The 23,795-nt window shown below is 67.1% G+C and carries 19 protein-coding genes and 1 riboswitch; of the genes, 3 read left to right on the top strand and 16 right to left on the bottom strand.

Annotation, left to right across the window (positions count from 1 at the left end):
- Positions 1 to 50: 50 nt before the first annotated feature.
- Together metH and WKW80_RS08630 are read right to left on the bottom strand one after the other, a co-directional pair.
- Positions 51 to 2,765 (bottom strand): methionine synthase, encoded by a 2,715-nt coding sequence (gene metH, locus WKW80_RS08635; RefSeq protein WP_340363180.1) that lies wholly within the window; start codon positions 2,763 to 2,765, stop codon positions 51 to 53.
- Between the two features lie 65 nt (positions 2,766 to 2,830).
- Positions 2,831 to 2,916: riboswitch (S-adenosyl-L-homocysteine riboswitch) on the bottom strand.
- 90 nt (positions 2,917 to 3,006) lie between these two features.
- Entirely contained in the window at positions 3,007 to 3,447 is a 441-nt protein-coding gene (locus WKW80_RS08630; protein WP_340363145.1) for a PACE efflux transporter, read from the bottom strand.
- Between the two features lie 97 nt (positions 3,448 to 3,544).
- On the opposite strand from WKW80_RS08630, the gene WKW80_RS08625 reads away from it, so the two are divergent.
- Entirely contained in the window at positions 3,545 to 4,453 is a 909-nt protein-coding gene (locus tag WKW80_RS08625; RefSeq protein WP_340363144.1) for a LysR family transcriptional regulator, read from the top strand.
- Between the two features lie 6 nt (positions 4,454 to 4,459).
- Here WKW80_RS08625 and WKW80_RS08620 read toward each other — a convergent pair whose 3' ends face one another.
- From WKW80_RS08620 to WKW80_RS08560, 13 genes are all read right to left on the bottom strand, one after another.
- Positions 4,460 to 5,194, bottom strand: a complete 735-nt coding sequence (locus WKW80_RS08620) for an SH3 domain-containing protein (RefSeq protein ID WP_340363143.1) — start codon at positions 5,192 to 5,194, stop codon at positions 4,460 to 4,462.
- A 453-nt stretch (positions 5,195 to 5,647) separates the two neighbouring features.
- On the bottom strand, positions 5,648 to 6,667 hold the full coding sequence (locus WKW80_RS08615; protein WP_340363142.1) for a homocysteine S-methyltransferase family protein: 1,020 nt from the start codon (positions 6,665 to 6,667) through the stop codon (positions 5,648 to 5,650).
- A gap of 172 nt (positions 6,668 to 6,839) precedes the next feature.
- The gene (locus WKW80_RS08610) at positions 6,840 to 7,979 is read right to left on the bottom strand and encodes an ABC transporter substrate-binding protein (protein ID WP_340363141.1); all 1,140 of its coding nucleotides are present in this window, start codon (positions 7,977 to 7,979) and stop codon (positions 6,840 to 6,842) included.
- A gap of 210 nt (positions 7,980 to 8,189) precedes the next feature.
- On the bottom strand, positions 8,190 to 9,005 hold the full coding sequence (hutG, locus tag WKW80_RS08605) for an N-formylglutamate deformylase (RefSeq protein ID WP_340363140.1): 816 nt from the start codon (positions 9,003 to 9,005) through the stop codon (positions 8,190 to 8,192).
- Positions 9,002 to 10,378, bottom strand: a complete 1,377-nt coding sequence (locus WKW80_RS08600; RefSeq protein ID WP_340363139.1) for a formimidoylglutamate deiminase — start codon at positions 10,376 to 10,378, stop codon at positions 9,002 to 9,004. Before WKW80_RS08600 ends, hutG begins: the two co-directional genes overlap by 4 nt.
- Positions 10,375 to 11,598, bottom strand: coding sequence for an imidazolonepropionase (gene hutI / locus WKW80_RS08595; protein ID WP_340363138.1), 1,224 nt, complete (start codon positions 11,596 to 11,598; stop codon positions 10,375 to 10,377). Before hutI ends, WKW80_RS08600 begins: the two co-directional genes overlap by 4 nt.
- Entirely contained in the window at positions 11,595 to 12,182 is a 588-nt protein-coding gene (locus WKW80_RS08590; RefSeq protein WP_340363137.1) for a HutD/Ves family protein, read from the bottom strand. The genes hutI and WKW80_RS08590 overlap by 4 nt, the downstream gene beginning before the upstream one ends.
- An 11-nt stretch (positions 12,183 to 12,193) precedes the next feature.
- Complete coding sequence (gene hutU, locus WKW80_RS08585; protein WP_340363136.1) at positions 12,194 to 13,927, bottom strand: urocanate hydratase; 1,734 nt, start codon at positions 13,925 to 13,927, stop codon at positions 12,194 to 12,196.
- A gap of 6 nt (positions 13,928 to 13,933) precedes the next feature.
- Positions 13,934 to 15,505, bottom strand: a complete 1,572-nt coding sequence (hutH, locus tag WKW80_RS08580; protein ID WP_340363135.1) for a histidine ammonia-lyase — start codon at positions 15,503 to 15,505, stop codon at positions 13,934 to 13,936.
- 52 nt (positions 15,506 to 15,557) lie between these two features.
- Complete coding sequence (gene hutC / locus WKW80_RS08575; protein ID WP_340363134.1) at positions 15,558 to 16,298, bottom strand: histidine utilization repressor; 741 nt, start codon at positions 16,296 to 16,298, stop codon at positions 15,558 to 15,560.
- A 166-nt stretch (positions 16,299 to 16,464) separates the two neighbouring features.
- Positions 16,465 to 17,247, bottom strand: coding sequence for an ABC transporter ATP-binding protein (locus WKW80_RS08570; protein ID WP_340363133.1), 783 nt, complete (start codon positions 17,245 to 17,247; stop codon positions 16,465 to 16,467).
- Positions 17,247 to 18,080, bottom strand: coding sequence for an ABC transporter permease (locus tag WKW80_RS08565; protein WP_340363179.1), 834 nt, complete (start codon positions 18,078 to 18,080; stop codon positions 17,247 to 17,249). Before WKW80_RS08565 ends, WKW80_RS08570 begins: the two co-directional genes overlap by 1 nt.
- A 34-nt stretch (positions 18,081 to 18,114) precedes the next feature.
- Entirely contained in the window at positions 18,115 to 19,080 is a 966-nt protein-coding gene (locus WKW80_RS08560; RefSeq protein ID WP_340363132.1) for an ABC transporter substrate-binding protein, read from the bottom strand.
- Positions 19,081 to 19,530: 450 nt separating this feature from the next.
- Between WKW80_RS08560 and WKW80_RS08555 the strand changes: the two genes are divergently transcribed.
- Positions 19,531 to 19,992, top strand: a complete 462-nt coding sequence (locus tag WKW80_RS08555; protein WP_340363131.1) for a PaaI family thioesterase — start codon at positions 19,531 to 19,533, stop codon at positions 19,990 to 19,992.
- A 37-nt stretch (positions 19,993 to 20,029) separates the two neighbouring features.
- Complete coding sequence (locus tag WKW80_RS08550) at positions 20,030 to 22,063, top strand: RecQ family ATP-dependent DNA helicase (RefSeq protein WP_422822874.1); 2,034 nt, start codon at positions 20,030 to 20,032, stop codon at positions 22,061 to 22,063.
- On the opposite strand, the gene WKW80_RS08545 is transcribed toward WKW80_RS08550, so the two are convergent.
- Positions 22,057 to 23,619 carry a S41 family peptidase gene (locus WKW80_RS08545; protein WP_340363129.1) on the bottom strand — a complete coding sequence of 521 codons (1,563 nt, stop codon included), beginning with the start codon at positions 23,617 to 23,619 and terminating at the stop codon, positions 22,057 to 22,059. The two genes, WKW80_RS08550 and WKW80_RS08545, sit on opposite strands and share 7 nt — an antisense overlap.
- Positions 23,620 to 23,795 lie beyond the last annotated feature (176 nt).

Below are 23,795 nucleotides of genomic sequence, written 5' to 3'. Positions count from 1 at the left end.
CGATTTCGCCCCCCGAGGGGGAGGCCGCGGGCGCTTCGGGGGTGTTTCATCTAAAGGTTCGGCGCCAGCAGGCGCTCGAGATCGGCCTCGCTGGCCCGGCGCCGCTGCGCATGGTCCACCAACTGGTCATGGCCGATCTTGCCGACGTTGAAATACGTGGCGTCCGGGTGCGCAAGATAGAAGCCGCTCACGCTGGCCGCCGGCAGCATCGCGAGGCTCTCGGTCACGCGCATGCCGATGTCGTTGCAATGCAGCAGGTCGAACATCGGGCCCTTGACGCTGTGGTCCGGGCAAGCCGGATAGCCGGGCGCGGGGCGGATGCCGCGGTACTTCTCGGCAATCATCTCGTCGTTGCTCAGGGTTTCATGGCTTGAATAGCCCCAGAGATCGGTGCGCACGCGATGGTGCATGGCTTCGGCAAAGGCCTCGGCCAGACGGTCGGCCAGGGCCTTGAGCATGATGGCGGAATAGTCGTCGAGGTCGTCGATGAAGTACTTCTCCTTCTTCTCGACGCCCAGGCCCGCGGTCACGGCGAACATGCCGACGTAGTCCGCGATGCCGCTGTCCTTCGGCGCGACGAAGTCGGCCAGGCAGCGGCTCGGGCGCATCACGCCGTCGATGATTTGCTTCTCGGTCTGCTGGCGCATGCCGTACCAGGTCAGCGCGACTTCGGTGCGCGACTCGTCGGTGTACAGGACGATGTCGTCGTCGTTCACCGTATTGGCCGGCCAGAAGCCGACCACGCCGCTGGCGCTGAGCCAGCGGCCTTCGATGAGGCGCTGCAGCATGCGCTTGGCATCCGCATAGACGCGCACGGCCTCGGTGCCCACGACCTCGTCCTTCAGGATCGCGGGGAACGGCCCGGCCAGGTCCCAGGTCTGGAAGAACGGGCCCCAGTCGATGTACTTGGCAAGCTCGGTCAGGTCGAAGTTCTTGAACACGCGGCGGCCGATGAACTTGGGCACTGTCGGCGTGAAAGCGGACCAGTCGACCGGCGTCTTGTTGGCGCGCGCCTTGGCCAGCGGCCACAGCGGCACCTGCTTCTTGTTGGCGTGCTGGTGGCGCACCTTGACGTAGTCGGCGTTGACCTCGTCGATGAACTTGCTGGCCTGGTCGGAAAGCAGCGACTGCGCCACGCTCACGCTGCGCGAGGCATCGGGCACGTACACCACCGGGCCTTCGTAGTGCGGCGCGATCTTCACGGCCGTGTGCACGCGGCTGGTGGTGGCGCCGCCGATCATCAGCGGGATCTTCTTGATGCGGAAGTGGTCGTCCTTCTGCATCTCGCCGGCCACGTACTGCATCTCCTCGAGGCTCGGCGTGATCAGGCCCGACAGGCCCACGATGTCCGCGCCCTCGACCTTGGCCTTCGCCAGGATCTCGTGGCAGGGGACCATCACGCCCATGTTCACCACCTCGAAGTTGTTGCACTGGAGCACGACGGTGACGATGTTCTTGCCGATGTCGTGCACGTCGCCCTTCACGGTGGCGATGACGATCTTGCCCTTGCTGCGCACGTCGCGCCCGGCCGCTTCGTCCTGGCGCTTTTCTTCCTCGATGTAGGGAATGAGGTGGGCCACGGCCTGCTTCATCACGCGGGCCGACTTCACGACCTGCGGCAGGAACATCTTGCCCTGGCCGAACAGGTCGCCCACGATGTTCATGCCGTCCATCAGCGGGCCTTCGATGACGTGCAGCGGGCGCCCGCCCTTCTTCAGGATGTCCTGGTACGCCTCCTCGGTGTCTTCGACGATGAAGTCGGTGATCCCGTGCACCAGCGCGTGGCTCAGGCGCTGGCCGACGGTCTGCGGCGCCTCCGGCGTACCGCGCCATTCGAGCTTCTTGCTCTCGTCCTTGGCGCCGCTCTTCGCGGTTTCGGCGACCTCGACGAGGCGCTCGCCGGCATCGGGCCTTCTGTTCAGGATCACGTCTTCCACGCGCTCGCGCAGCGTCGGCTCCAGGTCGTCGTAGACGCCGACCATGCCGGCGTTGACGATGCCCATGTCCATTCCGGCCTTGATCGCGTGGTACAGGAACACGGTGTGGATGGCTTCGCGCACCGGGTCGTTGCCGCGGAAGGAAAAGCTGACGTTCGACACGCCGCCCGACACCTTGGCGCCCGGCAGGTTCTGCTTGATCCAGCGCGTCGCCTCGATGAAGTCGACCGCGTAGTTGTTGTGCTCCTCGATACCCGTGGCCACCGCGAAGATGTTCGGGTCGAAGATGATGTCTTCCGGCGGAAAGCCGATCTCGTCGACGAGGATGCGGTAGGCCCGCTCGCAGATCTCGGTCTTGCGCTCGTAGGTGTCGGCCTGGCCCTTTTCGTCGAAGGCCATCACCACGGCAGCCGCGCCGTAGCGGCGCAGCAGCTTGGCATGGTGCTTGAACTGCTCCACGCCCTCCTTCATCGAGATCGAGTTGACGATGCCCTTGCCCTGGATGCAGCGCAGCCCCGCCTCGATGACTTCCCACTTGGAGCTGTCCACCATGATCGGCACGCGTGCGATGTCGGGCTCGCTCGCGATCAGGTTCAGGAAGCGCACCATCGCGGCCTTGCTGTCGAGCATGGCCTCGTCCATGTTCACGTCGATCACCTGCGCACCGTTCTCGACCTGCTGGCGCGCCACGGCCAGCGCTTCCTCGAACTGGCCGTTCAGGATCATCCGAGCGAAGGCCTTGGAGCCGGTGACGTTGGTGCGCTCGCCGATGTTGACGAACAGCGAGCCCTCGCCGATGGTGACCGGCTCGAGGCCGGAAAGCAGCATGGGAGAAACGGCGACGGAAGCGGTGGTTGTGGAGGACATGGGCACTCACCTGTGTGAATCGGGTCAGCAGGTGAGCGTCGTTGCGAATAAGACCTGGAAAATCCCAAGCCTGACATGCCCGCACGGGGATGTTGCAACGCTCCTTGGGAGCCGGCGATTTTAAGCCCTCGCCCCGGCTGCGTCACTCTGGGGGCCAGCGCCGCCCGCTCCACAGGCCGCGCCGTTGCGGCGCCCCGGCAGATCAGGCCGCCTGCACCTTCCGGCCCATTGCCGAGGTCGGCAGTCCGAACACGCGATCGAATCCCCAGTTGAACGCGAAGGTGTAGACCAGGAAGAACAGCATCAGGCCGATGTCCATGACGAGCGCCTGCCACATCGACACATCGAGCCACCAAGCCACCAGCGGCACCAGCAGCAGCACCAGCCCGCCTTCGAACCCGATGGCGTGCGCCACGCGCCGGCCAAGGCTGCGGCCGTGCGTCGCCTGGCGCGACTCCCACAGCTCGAAAACGAAGGTGAACGCCAGGTTCCACGCCAGCGCAATGGCCGACATCACGGCGGCCAGCGCGCCGGAATGCGCGAGCCCCTCGCCCGACATCAGCGACAGGCCCACGCTCGAACACGCGATCGCGAGGCCTTCGTAGAGGCCGAGGTAGATGACTTTGCGCTGGATGCCTTGCATGGAGCAATACCGGTGAATTGCGGGAATGACCTGACTTTATTGGAGTTTTGCTGATATAAAAAGTCATCTTCTTTCAGTTTTGTTGATAGATCAGCCCATGGCCTTCACCAGCGACTCCGTCGAACTCTTCCTCGCCGTCCTCGACCATGGCTCGTTCTCGGCGGCGGCTCGCTCGCTCGGGCGGGTGCCGTCGGCGGTCAGCATGGCCGTCGCGCAACTCGAGGCCGAACTCGACCTGCCGCTGTTCGACCGATCCGGCCGCGAGCCCCGGCCGACGGCGGCCGCCCGCTCGCTCGAACCGCAGGCGCGGCTGCTGGCCGCGCAACTCAAGGCGCTGCAGGTGCAGGCGCTAGGGCTGACGCAGGGACTGGAGAACCGCCTGACGCTGGCGATCGCGCCCGAACTGCTGTCGGCCCCCTGGAGCGCGCCACTCGCCGCACTGGCGAGCGAGCATCCGCTGCTAGAGGTCGAAGTGCTGGCCGCGCCGCAGGCCGATGCGCTGGAGATGCTGCACACCGGGCGCGCCCAGCTCGCGCTGGTCTTCGAGCGCCCCAGCATCGACGGGCGCGAGGGCTTTCAGGAGGTGGCAAGCGAGGTGCTGGTGGCAGTGATCGCGCCGAACCATCCCGGGTACGTCGCGGCCGGCAGCCGGATGGGCGAGCAGCACCTGATCAACACGCGGCAGGTGGTGGTCGCGGGCCGCGACCTGGCGTCGCGCGACCCGCGCTTCGTGTTCGCCCGCCACACCTGGCGCAGCGACAACGCGCTGGCCGCGCTAAGCCTGATCACTGCCGGCGTCGGCTGGGGCTGGCTGCCGCGCAGCTTCGTGCAGCCGCACGTGGCCACGGGCGCGCTGGTAGAGATTGAGTTCGACAACCTCTCGAACGGGCTCGACCTCTGGGTCGACGTGGTCTGGTCGCGCGAGCGGCCGCTCGGCCTGGGCGCGCAGCGCTTCATCCAGTTGATCCAGCGCGCCGGCAAGGATGCGCTGACGGGGGACGGCTGATCGCGATCAGAACTGGTTCGCCGGCACGCCCGGCGCAAACGGCTTCATCGGTATCGTCACTTGTCCCGGCGGGGATCCCGGCTGCGGCGGTTGGCCCGGTACGGGTGGCCGGCCGGGGTTCGGGGCGGAGCCTGGATGAGGGACCTGTCCCGGGCGAGGGTCGTAACCAGAACGACGGTCGTAGCCAGAACGAGGGTCGTAGCCGTGGCGGGGGCCGGAGTAGCCCGGGTGCCCATAGCCGGGGCCCGGTGCATAGCCCGGACCGGGCGGGCGCGGTGCCCAGCCTGCGTGCGGCGGCGGCGGGGGGCGCCAGCCGGGCACGGGCGGCGGCGGCGGCCGGCCACCCCACCAGCGAGGTTCGCCGTACCACGGGCGGTCGCGGTAATAGTTGCCCCAGTAGCTGCCTATGCTGAATGCGACGATCGGCACGCCGATGGTCGCTCCGTAGCTGGCCAGCGGCACCGATGCGCCGCCGTAGGGATACACGAGCCGCGTTGCCGCCGCCCAGCCACGCAAGCCGTCGGACAGGACCACATCGCACCAGCCATAGCCACCGGTGCATCCGACAACAGTGACCGGCAGGCCGGGCGCCAGTCGCGTAATCAACGGGTATTGGTTGGAAGGGCCGGCCCGAAGGTTGACCGACCCGCGGGTGTAGGCCTGCTGGGCCGCTGCCACGAGCGGGAGCGCCAGCGCGAGCGTCCCGATGCCGATCCATCGCATGCCGAAGATGTTGCTCATGGAATTGTTCCTTTGCGGGTCAGGGTAGGCCGTCCGTTCAGAAAATGTCAATCGACGGTTGGACACTTGCCTTGACAGTCAACGCCTCGCCAGCGCGCAGCGTGGACGGCGGCGCGCTCTTGCGACGGGCTTTACGCCTGCTTCACATCACGCCGGCGGCAGGAGCGGCGTCCCGGAGGGGTTTCGGCTTCTCACTTCAGTTTTCCACCACGCTATCGCGTGACCCGCTACGCCTGAAACCGGCGCAGTGAGATGCCAGGGATACCGCGGCCGCTGGGTGTGCCCCCTTGGAGGAGGAGGCGCCGCAGGCGCTTCGGCGGTGTTTCATTCCGCGACGCATGAACGCAGTAAGAGCCTCGCGAGGTCTGTTCGTGGGCACCCGCGGAACCGGCTTTGCCGGGCCGCCGGGTGCGCCCCCTCGAGGGGGAGGCGCCGCAGGCGCTTCGGGGGGGTTCATGCCCCTCCGCGTCGCGCGAGCGGCGCGACCGCCTGACGGATGGCTGCAATGTGGTCCGGCGTGGTGCCGCAGCAGCCGCCGACGATATTGACCAGCCCTTCGGCCGCGAACTCACGCAGCAGCCGGGACGTGTCGGCCGGCGTCTCGTCGAAGCCGGTGTCGCTCATCGGATTGGGCAGGCCGGCGTTCGGATAACAGCTGATGAAGGTATCGCCCGCCACCTTCGAAAGCTCCTGGATGTAGGGCCGCATCAGCGCTGCGCCGAGCGCGCAATTGAGTCCCACCGCCAGCGGGCGCGCATGGCGCACGCTGTGCCAGAAGGCGGTGACGGTCTGGCCGCTGAGAATGCGGCCCGAGGCATCGGTGACGGTGCCGCTGATGATCAACGGCAGGCGCTGGCCCGAGTTGTCGAAGTATTCGTCGACCGCGAACAGCGCGGCCTTGGCGTTGAGCGTGTCGAAGATCGTCTCGACCAGGATCACGTCGGCGCCGCCTTCGACCAACGCTTCGGTCTGCTCGTAGTACGCGGCGCGCAGCGATTCGAAGTCGACATTGCGCGCGCCCGGATCGTTCACGTCGGGGCTGATGCTGGCCGTCTTGGGCGTCGGGCCGAGGGCGCCGGCGACGAAGCGCGGCTTGTCCGGCGTGCTGAACTTGTCGCAGGCCGCACGGGCGAGCCTGGCGGACTCCAGGTTCATCTCGCGCGCCAGGTGCGCCATCTTGTAGTCCTCCTGCGCGATCCTGGTCGCGCCGAAGGTGTTGGTCTCGATCAGGTCGGCGCCGGCTGCAAGGTAGGCCTCGTGGATGTCGCGGATCACGTCGGGCCGCGTGAGCGACAGCAACTCGTTGTTGCCCTTCACGTCGCGCTCGAAGTCCTTGAAGCGCTCGCCGCGGTACTGCGCTTCGTTGAGCTTGAAGCGCTGGATCATCGTGCCCATCGCGCCGTCGAGGATGGCGATGCGTTGGGCGAGGATGGCAGGCAGTGCCTGCCCGCGGGTGTAGACGATGGGCTCCATGCCCCGGATTGTAGAAAGCCCCCCAAGACCCTCTTTCACTCACCCCCGGCTCTGAAGGCGCGAAGATTTCGTAGCGAGGGCGCCGAGGTCGGGCCGAGCAGCGCAGCCGTACGTCGGTACGGCGAGCAGCGCAGGCCCGAGATCGGTGGCCGCAGTAGAAAGATTCGCGCCTTCAGCGGACGTAGCGGCCGTCGCTGCGTACTTGCACCAGCTCGACGAACTCCACGCCCGTGGTCCGGCCCGAACTGAAGTCGACGTCGAGCGTCGCCACGCGCGTCCTGAGCCTGCGAAGACTGGCATGAAGACCGGCGCGCGTCGGGTCACGGCCGGCCAGCCGAATGGCCTGGACGAGCACCCTGGCGGAGATGTACCCCTCGTAGCTGTGATACCCCACGGGAACCTTGGCCTTTTCGGCCGACTGGCGGTAGCGGATGGCATCCGCTTCGGCGCCGTCCCAGGGATAGGGTGTGACTTGCGAGATTGCGATGCCGCGCGACTTCTCCCCCAGGAGCTTGGCCGCGACCTCGCCTGCCAGGATCGACATGCCGTAGAACGAAGGCGCGGCCCCGCTGGCCCAGACCGCCTGCACGAGGGCCGCGGCCGGCGCGGCGGTCAGGTACAGGATGACCGCCTGAGCCTGCAGTTGCGCCAGCGACTTGCCCGCCGCGGCGGTATTGCTGGCATCGGGCGCCACAGGCACTGCGCCGACCACGGTGATATTGGATTTCGCCGCTGCGTCCTTGACCTGGGACAACACCTCCTCGCCGCCCGGCGTCCCGATATGACCGACCGCGATCCGTTGAATGCCCACGGTGGCCAGATGCCGCACCAGCGCCCTCGCCTCCCGCTGCTGGCTGGCCCGGGTGTAGTAGGCGACGCCTTCGGACTTGTCGCGCACCGAGTCCACCACCGCAGTCGCGCCGACCAGGGGCGTGCCGCTGGCGCGCAGAGGGCCCAGGCCCGCCAGCGTCGCGGCAGCGCCCACGCCGCAGAAGCACGCAAGGACATTGTGTTTCTGGATCAGCGTCTGATAGTTGGCCTGGGCCTTCGCAGGATCGAAGGCGTCGTCGAGCGGGATCAGTTTCAGCTTGCGGTCCGCGATGCCACCCTGCGCGTTCACCTCGTCGAACACCAGGCGCGCGCCGGCTTGCATGAGCTGGACGCTGGGGCCCAGCGTGCCGCTGAGCACGGCGCTTTGGCCGATGTTGATCGTGTCGGCGACGGCGCCGGGCTCGAAGGCGGCATGCACAGCGGAGGCACATCCCAGTGCAACGCCCGCACCAGTCCCTCGAACAAAAGAACGTCGATCCATATGAGCAGATTCCCCTTGGCTAGTGGTTGCAGCGCGGTGCGCCGGCGCGCTGCATCGGCTCGACCCGCTTGCGCGCGGCGCGATGTTAGCCGCGCGTTTTACACTTTTCTGACAATCGTGGCGGACGGCCGACACCACGATTTCATCGATTGCATCGCGTTGAAAAAAGACCTCGCAAACTGCGAGGCCAGGGCGCTTGGACGACGCTTTTCAGCGAGCTTCGACAAAAGCCAGCACGGCTTCAACCATTCGTCTTACATGCGGCTGCACGCGCATGGCCACACCGGGCAAATAGTCGAACGGCAAGGATTCCTGCATGTAGCTCGACTGCGTCATCTCCAGTTGAACTGCATGCACGCCGCCTGACGGATTGCCGTACTGGCGCGTGATGTAGCCGCCCTTGAAGCGACCGTTGAGCACGCCCGTGTAGCCGGACGCCGAGGTGGCAATGCCTTGCAGCGTGAGGGCCAGCGAAGCGTCGCAGCTGGCGCCGTTGGCCGTGCCGAGGTTGAGGTCGGGCAGTTTGCCGGCGAAGAAGCGCGGCAGCACCGAGCGGATGGAGTGCGCATCCCACAGCGCGACCGTGCCGTGCCCGGCCTTGAGGCGCGCAAGCTCGGTCTGCAGCTGCGTGTGGTACGGCAGCCAGATGGCATCGCGGCGTGCGGCAATCTCGACCTTGCCGGGCAGGTCGCCAGCCGAATAGATCGGTGTCTTGTCGAAAGTGTCGACGGGACACAGTCCCGTGGTGTCCTGGCCGGGGTAGAGGTTCTGGTCGTCCGGCGGCCGGTTCAGGTCGACCACGTAGCGCGAATGCGTGGCGACCAGCACCGACGCGCCGAGCTCGTCCGCAAAGTCGTAGAGCCGCTCCAGGTGCCAGTCCGTGTCGGGCACATGGCGCGCTTCGGCAGTGAAGCGCGACGCCAATGGCGGCGGCACATGGGTGCCCACGTGCGGCATCGAGATCAGCAAGGGGCGCGTGCCCTGGCGGAAACGGAACGGCGGCTCGGTGGTTTGAAAAAGGCTCATGGTGTGTTCAGCAATTGACGGCGCGCGGCGATGAATCCGGCGGTCGCGCTGTCGTGAAGGATATGTCGACCCGAATGCACGCGCGCCTGGCCCGCGATCCAGACGGCATCGATGGCGCTGGTGCGATGGCTGGCGAAGACATGCGACGACAGCATGTCGGACGCCGGCAGGCCGGCCAACGCCGCGTGCGTCGGATCGAGCGCGATGAAGTCGGCTTGCTGGCCCACCGCGAGGCCGGCGACCGGGCGACCCGAAGCCCGTGCACCGCCCTCGACCGCCCGCATCGTCATCGCCGTGGCAACCTGCGGCTGCGATGTATCTGCCGCGACATTTCGCTGGCGCGTGGCGAGGCGCTGGCTGTATTCGAGCATCAGCAATTCCTCGGCGGCATTGACGCAGACGTGGCTGTCGGAACCGACACCCCATGCGCCGTGCCATCGCGGCAAGTCGAAGATGCCGTCGCCGAGGTTGGCTTCCGTGGTGGGGCACAGGCCAGCCACCGCGCCGCTCGCTGCCGCGCGGCGGTATTCGTCGGCGTCCATGTGCGTGGCGTGCACCAGGCACCAGCGGGCGTCGACGTCGGCGTGATCGAGCAGCCATTCGACGGGGCGCTGGCCGCTCCAGGCGATGCAGTCGTCGACCTCCTTCGTTTGCTCGGCGATGTGGATGTGGACGGGCGCGGTCGCATCGATCGCGTTCAGGCCAGCGAGTGCCTCGCGCAACCCTTCGGGCGGCACGGCGCGCAGCGAATGCGGTGCAAGGCCAAGCCGCGCACCTTGCGCATCGCATGCGGGCTTGAGTCGTTCGAGCAACCGCAGCATCGAATCGGTCGAGCGAATGAAGCGCCGCTGTCCGTCGTTCGGCGGCAGTCCGCCGAAGCCGCTGGCCTGGTAGAGCACCGGCAGCAGCGTGAGGCCGATGCCGGCACGCTGCGCTGCGCGCAACAGCGCCAGCGACAGCGTGGCATCGTCGGCATAGGGCCGGCCGTCGACGTCGTGGTGCACGTAGTGGAACTCGCAGACCGAGGTGTAGCCCGCCTCGATCATCTCGACATACAGCCCGAAAGCAATCGCTTCCAGTTGCACCGGGTCGAGGCGCGACGCAAAGCGGTACATCAAGGTGCGCCAGCTCCAGAAGCTGTCGTTGGCCTCGCCGCGGAATTCAGTGAGGCCGGCGATGGCGCGCTGGAAGGCGTGCGAATGCAGGTTGGGCATGCCGGGGACCAGCGGGCCCGTTGCAGACGGCGCGTTGGCGCTGGCCGACGCACCGGCTTCGACGCGCGTCAGCTGGCCCGCATCGTCCCAGGCCAGCAGCACGTCTTTCGCCCAGCCGGAGGGGAGCAGCGCATCGGCGGCAAAGAGCGTCCGCGTCACGCCGCACCAACGCCTTCCGCGATGCGGCCTTGGCGCACCACGGTGCGCACGGGGCGCTGGCCGAACCAGTAGGCCAGTTCGGCTGCCTCCTTCAGGTTCCACAGCACGAAGTTCGCAGGCTGCCCCACCGCGAGCAGGCCGTGCGTTTCCTGCAAGCCAAGCGCCCGGGCGGCGTGCCGCGTGATGCCGTCGATGGCCTCGGGCACGGTAAGGCGGAACAGCGTGCAGGCCATATTGGCCATCAACAGCAGGCTCAGCGCCGGCGAGGTGCCAGGGTTGTGGTCGGTCGATACGGCCATCGGCACGCCCGCGGCGCGCAGCGCGTCGATCGGCGGCACCTGGGTGTCGCGCAATGCGTAGAACGCACCGGGCAACAGCACCGCCACCGTGCCCGACTCACGCATTGCGTCGATGCCGGCTTGCGAAAGGTGCTCGATGTGGTCGCAGGAGAGTGCGCCATGGCGCGCAGCCAGCGCGGAGCCGCCCATGTCGGAGAGCTGTTCGGCATGCAGCTTGACCGGAATGCCCAATGCCTTCGCCGCCTGGAACACGCGTTCGGTTTCTTCGAGCGAGAACGCGATGCGCTCGCAGAAGACGTCGACCGCATCGACCAGGCCTTCCTTCGCCAGCGCGGGCATCATCTCGTTGCAGACCCGGTCGATGTATTCGCCGCTGCGGCCGGCGTATTCCGGCGGCAATGCGTGCGCGCCCAGAAAGGTGGTGCGCACCGTGACGCCATGCGCCTCGCCGAGTCGTCGCGCCACCCGAAGTTGCTTGCGCTCGTGTTCCAGCGAAAGACCGTAGCCCGACTTGATCTCGATGGCGCAGACGCCTTCGGCCAGCAGGCTTCGCAGGCGCCCGGATGCGCTGGCGAACAGTTCGTCCTCGCTCGCCTCGCGCGTGGCACGCACGCTGGAGACGATGCCGCCGCCGGCCTTGGCAACCTCTTCATAGGTGGCGCCGGCAAGGCGCATGGCGAACTCGTTGGCACGTTGGCCGCCGTAGACCAGGTGCGTGTGGCAGTCGACCAGGCCGGGCGTGACGAGCGCACCGCCGCCATCCCGCGAGGGCCGGTCGGCAGCCGCGGCCGGCAGCGCGTCGCGCGCGCCGATCCAGCGGATCAGGCCTTGCGCGACGACGATCGCCGTGTCGGCGCCGGTCAGGTCCCGCAGGCCGGTCCAGAGCCCATCGGCCGAAGGGAGCGAATCGAAGGATTTCATTTCATTGGTGTGGAGGAGTTCGGAATAAGCGACCAGCGCACCGCGACCAGTCTGGCATCGGGCGTGAGCGGTTCGAGCGCCCAACAGGTGGGGCTGTCGGCCCACCAGAGGCCTTCGCCTCTCGCGAGCGTTTCATTACCGGTGCGCCAACCGCCGGCCAGGCTCAACAGCAGGCCGTCGGGCACAACGCCCAGCGTTTGCGCATGCTCGATGACCATCACGTCGGCCTTGCAGGTCGCGCGCCGGCTCATCACATTGAAGTCGCTCGACGTGCCGCCGAGCAAGGTGCAATCAAGGGGCACATCGCCGCTGAACGCGAAGGGCGTGTTCGGGCGATCCAGCCGATGCGCCACGCCATCGCCTTGCAGCAACACGCCATCGCCGTCGAGCAGCATGATGGTTCGGTCCACGCCGTCGAACGCCGAGAGCGGCCCGCTGGCGGCAATGGTCGCGATGCTCACGCGCCAGTCGAAGTTGTCGAGCCCCGCACCCGGTGGCCAGCACGCGATCTCGCGCGTGGTACCACCGCCGTTCTTCCACGGCGTGGCCTGCAGCGCGTCGCGCTTGAAACGGTGGACGCTCATGGCGCCGCTGATCACCCTTGGGCCTTGTCGACCATCGGCAGCTTCAGGCCCTGCTTCTTCGCCGTGGCGATGGCCTGCTCGTAGCCCGCGTCCGCATGGCGCATCACGCCCGAGCCGCAGTCGTTGACCAGCACGCGCGCCAGCCGCTCGGCCGCCGCATCGGTACCGTCGGCCACGATCACCATCCCCGAGTGCTGCGAATAGCCCATGCCCACCCCGCCGCCATGGTGCAGGCTGACCCAGGTCGCGCCGCCCGCGGTGTTCAGCAGCGCGTTCAGCAACGGCCAGTCGCTCACCGCATCGGTGCCGTCCTTCATCGACTCGGTCTCGCGGTTGGGGCTGGCCACCGAGCCGGTGTCCAGGTGGTCGCGCCCGATCACGATCGGCGCCTTCAACTCGCCATTCTTCACCATCTCGTTGAACGCCAGCCCGGCGCGGTGGCGCTCGCCCAGGCCCAGCCAGCAGATGCGTGCCGGCAAGCCCTGGAAGGCGATGCGCTCGCGCGCCATGTCCAGCCAGCGGTGCGTGTGCTTGTTCTCCGGGAACAGCTCCTTGATCTTGGCGTCGGTCTTGTAGATGTCTTCCGGATCGCCCGACAGCGCCACCCAGCGGAACGGGCCCTTGCCCTCGCAGAACAGCGGCCGGATGTACGCCGGCACGAAGCCGGGGAAGTCGAAGGCGTTCTTCACGCCCATGTCGAAGGCGACCTGGCGGATGTTGTTGCCGTAGTCCACCGTGGGGATGCCCATGGCCTGGAAGTCGAGCATCGCCTGCACGTGCACGGCGCAGCTCCTCGCGGCCTCGTCGGTGAGCCTGGCGTGCTGCGCCGGGTCGCGCTGCGCGGCCTTCCACTGCGCCACGCTCCAGCCCGCGGGCAGGTAGCCGTTGATGAGGTCGTGCGCGGAGGTCTGGTCGGTGACCAGGTCGGGCTTGATGCCGCCTGCCTTCGCGCGCTTCACGAGCTCGGGCAGGATCTCGGCCGCATTGCCCAGCAGGCCGATCGAGACTGCTTCCCTGGCCGCGGTGTGCTGCTGGATGAGCTCGATCGCGTGGTCGATGTCGCGCGCCTGCTTGTCGACGTAGCGCGTGCGCAGGCGAAAGTCGATGCTGGACTGCTGGCATTCGATGTTCAGCGACACCGCGCCCGCGAGCGTGGCGGCCAGGGGCTGTGCGCCGCCCATGCCGCCGAGGCCGGCCGTCAAGATCCACTTGCCCGCCAGGTCGCCGCCGAAGTGCTGGCGGCCGGCCTCGACGAAGGTCTCGAAGGTGCCCTGCACGATGCCCTGGCTGCCGATGTAGATCCAGCTGCCGGCGGTCATCTGGCCGTACATGAACAGGCCCTTGCGGTCGAGTTCGTTGAAGTGCTCCCAGTTGGCCCACTTGGGCACGAGGTTCGAATTGGCGATGAGCACGCGCGGGGCGTTGGGGTGCGTCTTGAACACGCCCACCGGCTTGCCGGACTGCACCAGCAGCGATTCGTCTTCGTTCAAGTCCTTGAGCGAGGCCAGGATCTGGTCGTAGCAGGCCCAGTCGCGCGCGGCGCGGCCGATGCCGCCGTAAACGACCAGGGCTTGCGGGTTCTCGGCCACGTCCGGGTCCAGGTTGTTCTGGATCATGCGGTAGGCCGCTTCGGTGAGCCAGTTCTTGCAGGTCAGCTGGGTGCCGCGCGGGGCGCGGATCACGCGGGTCGGGTCGATGCGGGGGTCGATGAGCGTGGCGGCCAGGACTTTGTCGGGGGCGTTCATGACGGGTTACTCCTTGATGTGGCTGGGCAGGATGTTCAACAGCGCGGCGGGCATGTCGGCACCCAGGGCCCACTGGCGCATGGCTTCGATGTCGGGCGCGAGGTAGCGGTCGCGCTCGAGGTAGGCCACCTTCGTCCGGATCGTCGCAAACTCGGCCTCCACCAGCGGCGAGCTCTTCAGTCCGCGCTTGAGTTCGATGCCCTGTGCAGCCGCCATCGCCTCGATGCCGACGACGACCGCGGTGTTGTTGACCATGTCGCCCAGGCGGCGCGCGGCGTAGGTTGCCATCGACACATGGTCCTCCTGGTTGGCCGAGGTCGGCAAGCTGTCGACGCTGCCGGGATGCGCGAGCGACTTGTTCTCCGACGCGAGCGCGGCCGCCGTGACCTGCGCGATCATGAAGCCGGAATTGAGGCCGCCGTCGTGCACGAGGAAGGGCGGCAGGCCCGACAGGCCCGTGTCGAGCAGCAGTGCGAGCCGGCGCTCGGAAATCGCGCCGACTTCGGAAATGGCGAGCGCGATGATGTCGGCCGCGAAAGCCACAGGTTCCGCGTGGAAGTTGCCGCCCGAGATCACCTCGCCGGTGTCGGTGAAGACCAGCGGGTTGTCCGATGCCGCATTGGCCTCGATCACCAGCACGCGCGCGGCGTGCGCCAGGTTGTCGAGGCAGGCGCCCATGACCTGCGGGACGCAGCGGATCGAATACGGGTCCTGCACGCGACCGCAATCGGGGTGCGAGGGCACGATCTCGCTGCCGTCGAGCAGCGTGCGCACGGCGCCGGCCACGGCGATCTGCCCGGGCTGGCCGCGTGCGGCATGGATGCGCGCATCGAAGGGCTTGATCGAACCCTGGATCGCTTCGAGCGACAGCGCGCCCGACATCAATGCCGATGCAAACACGTTCTCCGATCCGAACAGGCCGGCCAGCGCCAGCGCCGTGGACACCTGCGTGCCGTTGAGCAGCGCCAGGCCTTCCTTCGGTCCGAGCACGAAGGGCTTCAGGCCGACCAGGCGCATGGCCTCGGCACCGCTCACGGTCTTGCCGTCAGCCGTGATCGCCTCGCCCTCGCCGATCAGCACGCAGGCCATGTGCGCCAGCGGCGCGAGGTCGCCCGATGCGCCCACCGAGCCCTTGCACGGGATGCTCGGCGTGACGCCCGCGTTGAACAGCACCAGCAGCGCCTCGGCCAGTGCGGGCCGTACGCCCGAATGGCCGCGCGCCAGGCTCACGGCCTTGGTCGCGAGCACCAGCCGGACGACCGCTGCATCGAGCGGCGTGCCGGTGCCCACGCTGTGCGAGAGCACCAGGTTGCGCTGCAGCTCGGCCAGGTGATCGTTGCCGATGCGCGTGCTCGCGAGCTTGCCGAAGCCGGTGTTGATGCCGTAGACCACCTCGTCGTTGTCGACGATGTGCTGCACGGCATCGCGCGCCGCCAGCATGCCGGGCTGGACCGAAGGATGCAGCGCGAGCCGGAGACCGCCTGCGTGGATGCGGCGCAGCAATGCGAGGTCGACCTGACCGGGCACCAGCAGGATGTCTTGGGTGTTGTCTTTCGAAGAGGAAGCGGTTGTGTTCATAAGCCTGTCTATACAAGTAGTTGCGATCGAAATCCGGGGACGGAAAACGGCCTCAGTGGGTCGGATTGCCGTCTGCGCGGAACCGGCTGCCGAGCCGGTAGCGCGAAGCGGGATGGAGGCAGCGCACCAGCGTCACCGGCACGGTGCGCGTCCAAGTACGGCGCGTGAGCAGCAGGCACGGTTCGGCGACCGGCATCGAGAGGCGCCGGGCCTGCTCGGCGGTTGGCAGCACCGCGTCGACCAGGTGCTCGATCTGGTCGAAAGGCACGCTGCGCACGAGGTACTCGCTCGGTGGCGTGGTGGCGAGGTCCTGTTCCATGAAGTCGGGCACTACGCGCGGGTTGACGTAGCGGTCTTCCAGCTGCACCGGCATGCCGTCCTCGAGATGCAGGCACAGCGCGTGGAACACCGACTCGCCCGCCCGCACGTCCAGCCAGGCCGCCACATCGGTCGAGGCGGCGATGCGTTCGGCCGCGAGCAGCTGGTAGCCGTAGTCGTGGCCGCGCGCGCGGATCTCGCTGGCGATGTTGGCGATCTGCAGCAGCGTCGATTGCGGCTTGTCTTCGGCCACGAAGCTGCCGACGCCGGCCACGCGCGTGATGCGCCCCTGCTCGACCAGTTCGCGCAGCGCGCGGTTGATGGTCATGCGCGAGATGCCAAACTGCGCCACCAGTTCATGCTCCGAAGGCAGGCGATGCCCGGCCGGCCAGCTGCCGTCCTGGATCTTGCGGGAGATGTGGTCCTTCACCTGCGCGTAGAGCGCCATTGCGGGCATGGCCGGGTCTCTTTTCATTTCAGTTTTCCACACGCTGTCGCGGGACCCACGACGCGCGAAACCGGCGCCGGCAAATGCCAGGGATACCGCGGAACCGGCGCTGCCGGGCCGCTGGTATCGCCCCCTCGATGGGGAGGCGCCGCAGGCGCTTCGCGGGTGTCCAGGTCAGCGCTTCGGGGGTGTTTCATTTCATTTCCGCTGCCATCGATTCGGCGCGGATCTCCTCGGTCAGTCGCGCCTTGATGTCCATGAACTCCGGCGAGGTCTTGATCGTGTAGTGGCGCGGATGCGGAAAGTCCACCGCGATCTCGGTCTTGATGCGCCCCGGCCGCGCGCTGAACACCGCCACGCGGTTGGCCATGAAGATGGCCTCGTCGATGTCGTGCGTGACGAACAGCACCGTCTTCTGCGCCGATTCCCAGATGCCCAGCAGCAGTTCCTGCATCAGCACGCGGGTCTGGTTGTCCAGCGCGCCGAACGGCTCGTCCAGCAGCAGCATCTTGGGGTCGTTGGCCAGCGCACGCGCGATCGCGGTGCGCTGCTGCATGCCGCCCGAGAGCTGCTTGGGAAAGTGGTTCTCGAAGCCGCGCAGGCCGACCTTGGCGATGAAGAAATCGCTGCGCTCCTTCTGGTCGACTTCGCTCATGCCGCGCTCGCGCAGTCCGAAGCGGATGTTCTGCGCGATGGTGAGCCAGGGGAACAGCGTGTAGCTTTGGAACACCACGCCGCGATCCGCGCCCGGGCCGTCGATGTCTTGACCATCCAGCAGCACCTGGCCGGTGGTCGGAAAGTCCAGGCCTGCCACGATGCGCAGCAACGTCGACTTGCCGCAGCCCGAGGGGCCGAGGATCGTGACGAAGTCGTTTTCCCTGACCTCGAAGTCGATCGGCAACAGCGCCTGCGTGCGTTGGCCCCTGGCACCATCGAAGACGCGCGAGACGCCCCGGATGGACAGCTGGTTCTGCATCAGATGGTGCTCCAGGCAAAGAGGCGGCGGTTGAGCGCCTTGAAGGCGAAGTCCGAGACCAGGCCGATGATCCCGATCACGATGATCCCGAAGATGATCTGGCCGGTGTTCAGCAGCGCCTGGCTGTCGGTGATCATGTGGCCGATGCCGGACGACGAGCCGATCAGCTCGGCGACGATCACGTAGGTCCAGGCCCAGCCCAGCACCAGCCGCAACGTCTCGGCAATGCCCGGCGCCGCGCCTGGGATGAGCACCCGCTTGACGATGCCGCTGCTGTTGGCGCCGAGCGTGTAGGCGGCCTCGACGAGGTCCTTGCGCGCACCGCCGACGATCACGGCCACCATCAGGATGATCTGGAACACCGAGCCGATGAAGATCACCAGCAGCTTCTGCGTTTCGCCGATGCCGGCCCACAGGATCAGCAGCGGGATGAAGGCCGACGCCGGCAGGTAGCGGCAGAACGAGACGAAGGGCTCGAAGAAGGCCTCGACCGGCTTCCATGCGCCCATCGCGATGCCCAGCGGCACCGCGATGATCGCGGCCAGCGCGAAGCCGCCGAACACCCGCCACACCGTCATGCCGATGTCGTAGATGAAGTTGAACTCGGTGAAGAGCGAATAGCCTTCCTTGACCATCGTCACCGGGCTCGCGAGGAAGGTCGGCGACACGAAGCCGCCGAGCGTGAAGAAGGCCCAGACGGCAACGAACAGCACGAAGAAGCCGACGCCCAGCATCCAGCGCGCGCGGCTGCTCACCGGCTCCAGCGGAGCCACGGGCCGGCGCCGGCGCGCGGCTGGCGCCGGGGATGGCGCGCCCGGCGCCACGGCGGGCATCGGCATCGCGGAGCGTGTGTTCGCCATGGCCGTCCTACTTGATGAACGACGCGTCGAAGGTCGCAGCCAGGTTGTCCGGCGCCTTGCGGATCACGCCGGCCTCGAGCAGGATCTTCTCGGCGTCCTTCATGAAGGCCGTGAGTTCGCCCGCAAAGAACTTCTGGTTGGCAGCCTTGTCCTGCCAGCGGAGATAGGCCGACGATTTGGCGAACTGCTCGCCGCTCTGCTTGACGGCTCCTCCCATGATCTCGTTCGACTTGGCCGGGTCGGCCTTGATCATTTCGAGCGCCTCGAAGTACGAGTTGGTCAGCGCCTGCGCCGCCTTCGGGTTGGCCTTGAGCCAGCTCGGCGCGCAGCCGACCGTGTCCATCACCATCGGGTAGTCGAGCGTGGTCGCGAGGATCTTGCCGGCATCCGGGTTGCTGCGGATGGTCGAGAGGTAGGGCTCGTAGGTCATCGCGGCATCGTTCTGGCCGGCGACGAAGGCGGTGGCGGCAGGCTGGGGTTCCAGCGACACCAGCTTCACGTCCTTCAGCGACATGTTGTTCTTGCTCAGCATCCAGGCCAGGCCGAAGTACGGCGCGGTGCCGGGGGCGCTGACGCCGATGGCCTTGCCCTTGAGGTCGGCGAAGGTCTTGACGTCGTTGCGCACGGCCAGGCCGTCGGCGCCGTAGGACTTGTCCATCTGGAAGATCTGCACGATCGGCACGCCGTTGGCGTTCCAGGCCACGTGCGTCTCGACCGTGGTCGCTGCGCACTGGATGGCTTCCGACGCCAGGGCCAGGTGGCGATCCTTCTGCGGAATCATCTTGAGCTCGACGTCCAGGCCGTTCTTCTTGAAGATGCCCGCCTTGTCGGCCAGCGTCAGCGGAGCAAAGCCCGTCCAGCCGGACATGCCGAGCGCGATCTTGGTCTGCGCGGCGGCGGGCGCGGCGGCGGCGGCGATACAGGCGCCAGCCGCGATGAGCGAGGCGATCTTCTTCGATGATGCGAGGGTCATGGCCACAAGGCCTCCTGTTGAATAGGCTGTCGATGAGAAAACGATTCGCTGCAGAGCCAAATTGGCGGAAATGGCGCAGCGCCGCGGCTCGCAGTGTCCTTCACCCGGCTTTACCTGTATATACAGGCTAACCCCAACTTTACCGTACAGCGGTTCGATTGGGAAGTTTCCTATTGGCGCACGGGGTATTTCCAGTACGCCGAATGCTGTCTATACAGGCAGCCGCAAGCGAATGCAAGAGCAGGTGCATCCGGTGTGCAAAGCCGGCGGAGCCCGGTGCCGGTGCCGGTGCCGGTGCCGGTGCCGGTGCCGGTGCCCGGTGCCCGGTGACCGCCAAGCCCCATGTTCGCCTTCCTGACCGACGCCACGAGGGCTGACGATCCATGGCGCGGCTTGCCCGGCCAAGTCAGCCCACCCATAATTAACGTTTACGTAAACGTTAACCATTCCATGCATCCCACCTCCTTCGTCCCGCAGGATCCCGACTATGCACAGCGTGTGCGCGGCAGCTTCGAGCGCCAGGGCGCAATGGTCACCATCGGCGCACGCCTGGGCGAGATCGAGCCGGGGCGCGTGGCCATCGAGCTCGATTGGGCGCAGCCGCTGACACAGCAGCACGGCTTCCTGCATGCCGGCATGGTGGCCACCGCGCTCGATTCGGCCTGCGGCTACGCCGGCTTCACACTGATGCCCCCGGATGCCGCGGTGCTGACCATCGAATACAAGATCAACCTTCTCGCGCCAGCAAAGGGCCAGACCTTCCGCATGGTTGGCAGCGTGGTCAAGCCCGGGCGAACCGTCACCGTCTGCGAGGGCCACGCCTGGGCGTTGGAAGAGGGCCGCGAGAAGCTCATCGCCACCATGGGTTGCACGCTGATGGCGGTGTTCGGCCGCGAGAACATCCGGCATTGAGCCCGGCGACGCGGCGACTGCCGGGCATGCGGCGACAATGAGGCCTGGCGCGCCGCCGGGAGGGCTGGCGTGCAGACTCCCTCTCCACCCCAACACCCGACACGTGTCCGCACTGCCTTTGTCCACCTCATCCACAGACCCCCTGGAGATCCTCCTCGAGGTCTTCGGCTACACCGCCTTTCGCGGTCCGCAGGAGGCCATCGTCGATCACGTGGTTGGCGGCGGCGACGCGCTGGTGCTGATGCCCACGGGCGGCGGCAAGTCGCTCTGCTACCAGATCCCCGCCATCGCGCGGCAGCGTGCAGGGCAGGGCGTGGCCATCGTCGTGTCGCCGCTGATCGCGCTGATGCACGACCAGGTCGGCGCCCTGCATGAAGCAGGCGTCAACGCGGCCTTCCTCAACTCCACACTGGACTGGGCCGAAACGCAGGACGTCGAGCGCCGCCTCGCTCGCGCCGAGATCACGCTGCTCTACGCTGCGCCCGAGCGCGTGACGACGCCGCGCTTTCTCGAATTGCTCGACGGGCTCGCCGCACGCCAGAAGCTCAGCCTGTTCGCCATCGACGAGGCGCATTGCGTAAGCCAGTGGGGCCACGACTTCAGGCCCGAATATCGCGCCCTCACCGTGCTGCACGAACGCTACGCCGGGGTGCCGCGCATCGCACTCACCGCCACCGCCGATGCGCTGACGCGTGCCGACATCGTCGAGCGACTCCAGCTGGAACAGGCGCAGCAATTCGTCTCCAGCTTCGACCGCCCGAACATCCGCTACACCATCGTCGAAAAGAAGGACGCGACCACGCAGTTGCTGCGCTTCATCGAGCGCGAGCACGAGGGCGATGCCGGCGTGGTCTATTGCCAGTCGCGCAAGCGTGTCGAAGACGTGGCCGTTGCGCTGCAGGACGCGGGCATCAGCGCCCTGCCCTATCACGCCGGCCTGGACGCGGCTGTGCGGCAGAAGCACCAGAACCGGTTCCTGCGCGAAGACGGCATCGTGATGGTCGCGACCATCGCTTTCGGAATGGGCATCGACAAGCCCGACGTGCGCTTCGTCGCCCACCTCGACATGCCGAAGAACATCGAGGGCTACTACCAGGAAACCGGCCGCGGCGGCCGCGATGGAGAGCCGGCCGACGCATGGATGGTCTACGGCCTGCAGGACGTGGTGAACCAGCGCCGCATGATCGACGAGAGCCCCGCCGGCGAGGACTTCAAGCAGGTGATGCGCGGCAAGCTCGATGCGTTGCTGTCATTGGCCGAAGCCAGCGATTGCCGGCGCGTGCGGTTGCTCGGCTACTTTGGCGAAACCTACGGAAGCGGACCGAGCGACGCGGGGCCCTTGCATGGCGCGAATGGCCCCCTCGGGGGGCAGCGAGGACATGCTGTGCCGGGCATGGGAGGCACCTGCGGCAACTGCGACAACTGCCTGAACCCCCCGCAGGTCTGGGACGGCACCGATGCCGCCCGCAAGCTGCTCAGCACCGTCTACCGCGTGCAGCAGCAAAGCGGCATCAGCTTCGGCGCCGGCCACGTCATGGACATCCTGCGCGGCAAGGACACCGAGAAGGTCAAGCAGTTCGGTCACGAGCGCATCAGCACCTTCGGCATCGGCAGCGAGTTCAGCGAGGCGCAGTTGCGGGGCGTGCTGCGGCAGCTGATCGCGATCGGTGCGCTCGCGGTGGACACCGAGGCATACAACACGCTGAAGCTCACCGACGGCTCGCGCGCCGTGCTCAAGGGCGAGGCCAGCGTGGCGTTGCGTGAATCGGTGTCATCGCCCGCGCCGCGCAAGGCGAAGCGCGAGAAGACCGCGCGCGGCGCGCCCTCTCCTGCGGCAGCCTCGCTCGACGCCATCGGCCAGACCCGGTTTGCGGCACTCAAGGCCTGGCGTGCCGAAGTGGCCCGCGAGCACAACCTGCCCGCCTATGTGATCTTTCACGACGCCACGCTCGCCGCCATCGCCCAGCGTGCGCCCGCCACGCTGGAAGACCTGCAAGGCATCAGCGGCATCGGTGCCAAGAAGCTCGAAGCCTACGGCGCCGACGTGCTGCGGATCTGTACAGGCTACTGACGCAAGTCCTTGATCAGCCGGTTCTGGCGCGCAGGCGAGCGGTTCAGCAAGGGCTCCCAGGCCATCGAGGCCTTCTGGCGCGATGCTTTCGACTTCGGCGTCCCATAGGGGTCGCATTGGCGGGTGAGCGCGACTGCCAGCAGGGCTTCGGCGGGGTCGCCCAGTGCATGGCTGAAGTCGTCGGCCACGGTGCAGTCCGGCTGGAAACCATCCCCATAGTCGCCAAAGCCCTGCTGGTTCACGCCCTGGAACTGGATCGCGAAGTAGGTGGTTCCGCAGTTGTCTTGCGGCACGAACGCATAGGGCTTGCCGCAGGTGGCGCCACCAATGAGGTTGACCCTCACGCCGACGCCGCGCAAGCCGTTCACCACCGATTCGCTGGCCGAGCAGGTGTCGGGGCCCGTGAGCACCGTGACTTCCTGGAGGCCCAATTGCGGCAGTTGCTGATACGGCGCAGCCGAGTAGCCCTGCGTAACGGCAAGGAAGGGAACGGTAGCGTCCGCCAGCGTGAGATGGAACGGGTTCTTGCTGTTGAACAGCAGCCGTTCGAAGGTCTTGCCATCGGTGGCTTCGCGAGAGGCCACCATGTAGGCGAGTTCGCTCGCGATGCTCAAGATGCCACCGCCGTTGTAGCGCATGTCGAGCACGAGGTCTTTGATGCCACGGCTGCCGAGTTCATTGATCGCAGCGATCAACTGGGCCTCGGACGGCTCGTTGTGGTCGTTGAACTGGAAGTAGCCGACGCGCCCGGTCGCCGTGTCGAAGGCCTTCACGTTTTGCACCGGCGACAGCGCCACGTCGGCGGAAGTCAGCGTCACGGCGCGCGTACTGCCATCGAGTTGACCCAGCTTGAAGGTGTGCACTTCGCCTGCTTTCTCCGGCGACAGGCCCGCGTTGAGCTTGCTTGTGTCCGTGCCGTTGGCGACGTCGACCCCGTCGATCTCCAGCAGCTTCACGCCCCGTCCTACGCCGGCCAGAGCCGCGGCTGCGCCCGGTTCGACGAAGGCCACGCGAACATCGCGCGGAGGCGTCCGCTTGAGAAAGGCCAACTCCATGCCATAGCCGATCGACAACCCGACCGACTGGCTTTGGTAGTCGGCAGTGTTCATCGTGAAATGAAAGCGGTCCTTGTCGCGGCCGGTCGCGGTCTTCTTCGGTGTCTTCAGTACGTTGAAGTAATCGACCGGCAGGGCGTAGGAATCGGCCAGCAGTCCGCCCGGCACCTCGTCGAACCACAGATAGGTTTCATCGATCCAGCCGCGGACCCAGTGCTTTTCGTCGGCGAGCGTGCCGGCGCGGTCTCGAAATGCGGCGCCGGTGGCGGGGTCGATACCCTGGCGTGACACTGCGCAGAGCCCCGCCACCGTGGAAGACGCGACGATCGGTTCGTCCTGCTGCGCCGGGCCGGGCGTCGATGGGGCGGTCGGCGCCTGCGTCATTGGCATGAGCGCCAACGCGGCAAGATTGCCGTTGCCTCCTCCCCCTCCGCCACCGCCGCATGCGGTCAACGCCAATGCAGCGACGAGGCCGACGCCCCAACGAATATTCAGACTCATTTGCTTTCCGCCCCGTGTAGTCGGCGAGGAGCGTATCAGCTTGCAGCGCAATCCAGCCACGTCGGCAAGGTGGCGAGCAGTTTGATTTCACGACGCGCGCGCCGCGGGTCATTGCGCCGACTGCGTTTTTATCGCCACCGATGGTCGATTTCGCCCCGGCCCCGGCTGCACAGGCA

The organism is Variovorax humicola (assembly GCF_037889915.1).
Classification (GTDB): Bacteria; Pseudomonadota; Gammaproteobacteria; order Burkholderiales; family Burkholderiaceae_C; genus Variovorax; species Variovorax humicola.
Note: the sequence above shows the minus strand (reverse complement) of the source record. Positions and strands in the feature narration are given on the sequence as shown.

Bases quoted from the DNA above. Each gene is read 5' to 3' on its own strand.
- metH (WP_340363180.1), bottom strand. From the start codon at position 2,765: ATGCTGCTTTCCGGCCTCGAGCCGGTCACCATCGGCGAGGGCTCGCTG.
- WKW80_RS08630 (WP_340363145.1), bottom strand. From the start codon at position 3,447: ATGCAAGGCATCCAGCGCAAAGTCATCTACCTCGGCCTCTACGAAGGC.
- WKW80_RS08625 (WP_340363144.1), top strand. From the start codon at position 3,545: ATGGCCTTCACCAGCGACTCCGTCGAACTCTTCCTCGCCGTCCTCGAC.
- WKW80_RS08620 (WP_340363143.1), bottom strand. From the start codon at position 5,194: ATGAGCAACATCTTCGGCATGCGATGGATCGGCATCGGGACGCTCGCG.
- WKW80_RS08615 (WP_340363142.1), bottom strand. From the start codon at position 6,667: ATGGAGCCCATCGTCTACACCCGCGGGCAGGCACTGCCTGCCATCCTC.
- WKW80_RS08610 (WP_340363141.1), bottom strand. From the start codon at position 7,979: ATGGATCGACGTTCTTTTGTTCGAGGGACTGGTGCGGGCGTTGCACTG.
- hutG (WP_340363140.1), bottom strand. From the start codon at position 9,005: ATGAGCCTTTTTCAAACCACCGAGCCGCCGTTCCGTTTCCGCCAGGGC.
- hutI (WP_340363138.1), bottom strand. From the start codon at position 11,598: ATGAAATCCTTCGATTCGCTCCCTTCGGCCGATGGGCTCTGGACCGGC.
- WKW80_RS08590 (WP_340363137.1), bottom strand. From the start codon at position 12,182: ATGAGCGTCCACCGTTTCAAGCGCGACGCGCTGCAGGCCACGCCGTGG.
- hutU (WP_340363136.1), bottom strand. From the start codon at position 13,927: ATGAACGCCCCCGACAAAGTCCTGGCCGCCACGCTCATCGACCCCCGC.
- hutH (WP_340363135.1), bottom strand. From the start codon at position 15,505: ATGAACACAACCGCTTCCTCTTCGAAAGACAACACCCAAGACATCCTG.
- hutC (WP_340363134.1), bottom strand. From the start codon at position 16,298: ATGAAAAGAGACCCGGCCATGCCCGCAATGGCGCTCTACGCGCAGGTG.
- WKW80_RS08570 (WP_340363133.1), bottom strand. From the start codon at position 17,247: ATGCAGAACCAGCTGTCCATCCGGGGCGTCTCGCGCGTCTTCGATGGT.
- WKW80_RS08565 (WP_340363179.1), bottom strand. From the start codon at position 18,080: ATGCCCGCCGTGGCGCCGGGCGCGCCATCCCCGGCGCCAGCCGCGCGC.
- WKW80_RS08560 (WP_340363132.1), bottom strand. From the start codon at position 19,080: ATGACCCTCGCATCATCGAAGAAGATCGCCTCGCTCATCGCGGCTGGC.
- WKW80_RS08555 (WP_340363131.1), top strand. From the start codon at position 19,531: ATGCATCCCACCTCCTTCGTCCCGCAGGATCCCGACTATGCACAGCGT.
- WKW80_RS08550 (WP_422822874.1), top strand. From the start codon at position 20,030: ATGAGGCCTGGCGCGCCGCCGGGAGGGCTGGCGTGCAGACTCCCTCTC.
- WKW80_RS08545 (WP_340363129.1), bottom strand. From the start codon at position 23,619: ATGAGTCTGAATATTCGTTGGGGCGTCGGCCTCGTCGCTGCATTGGCG.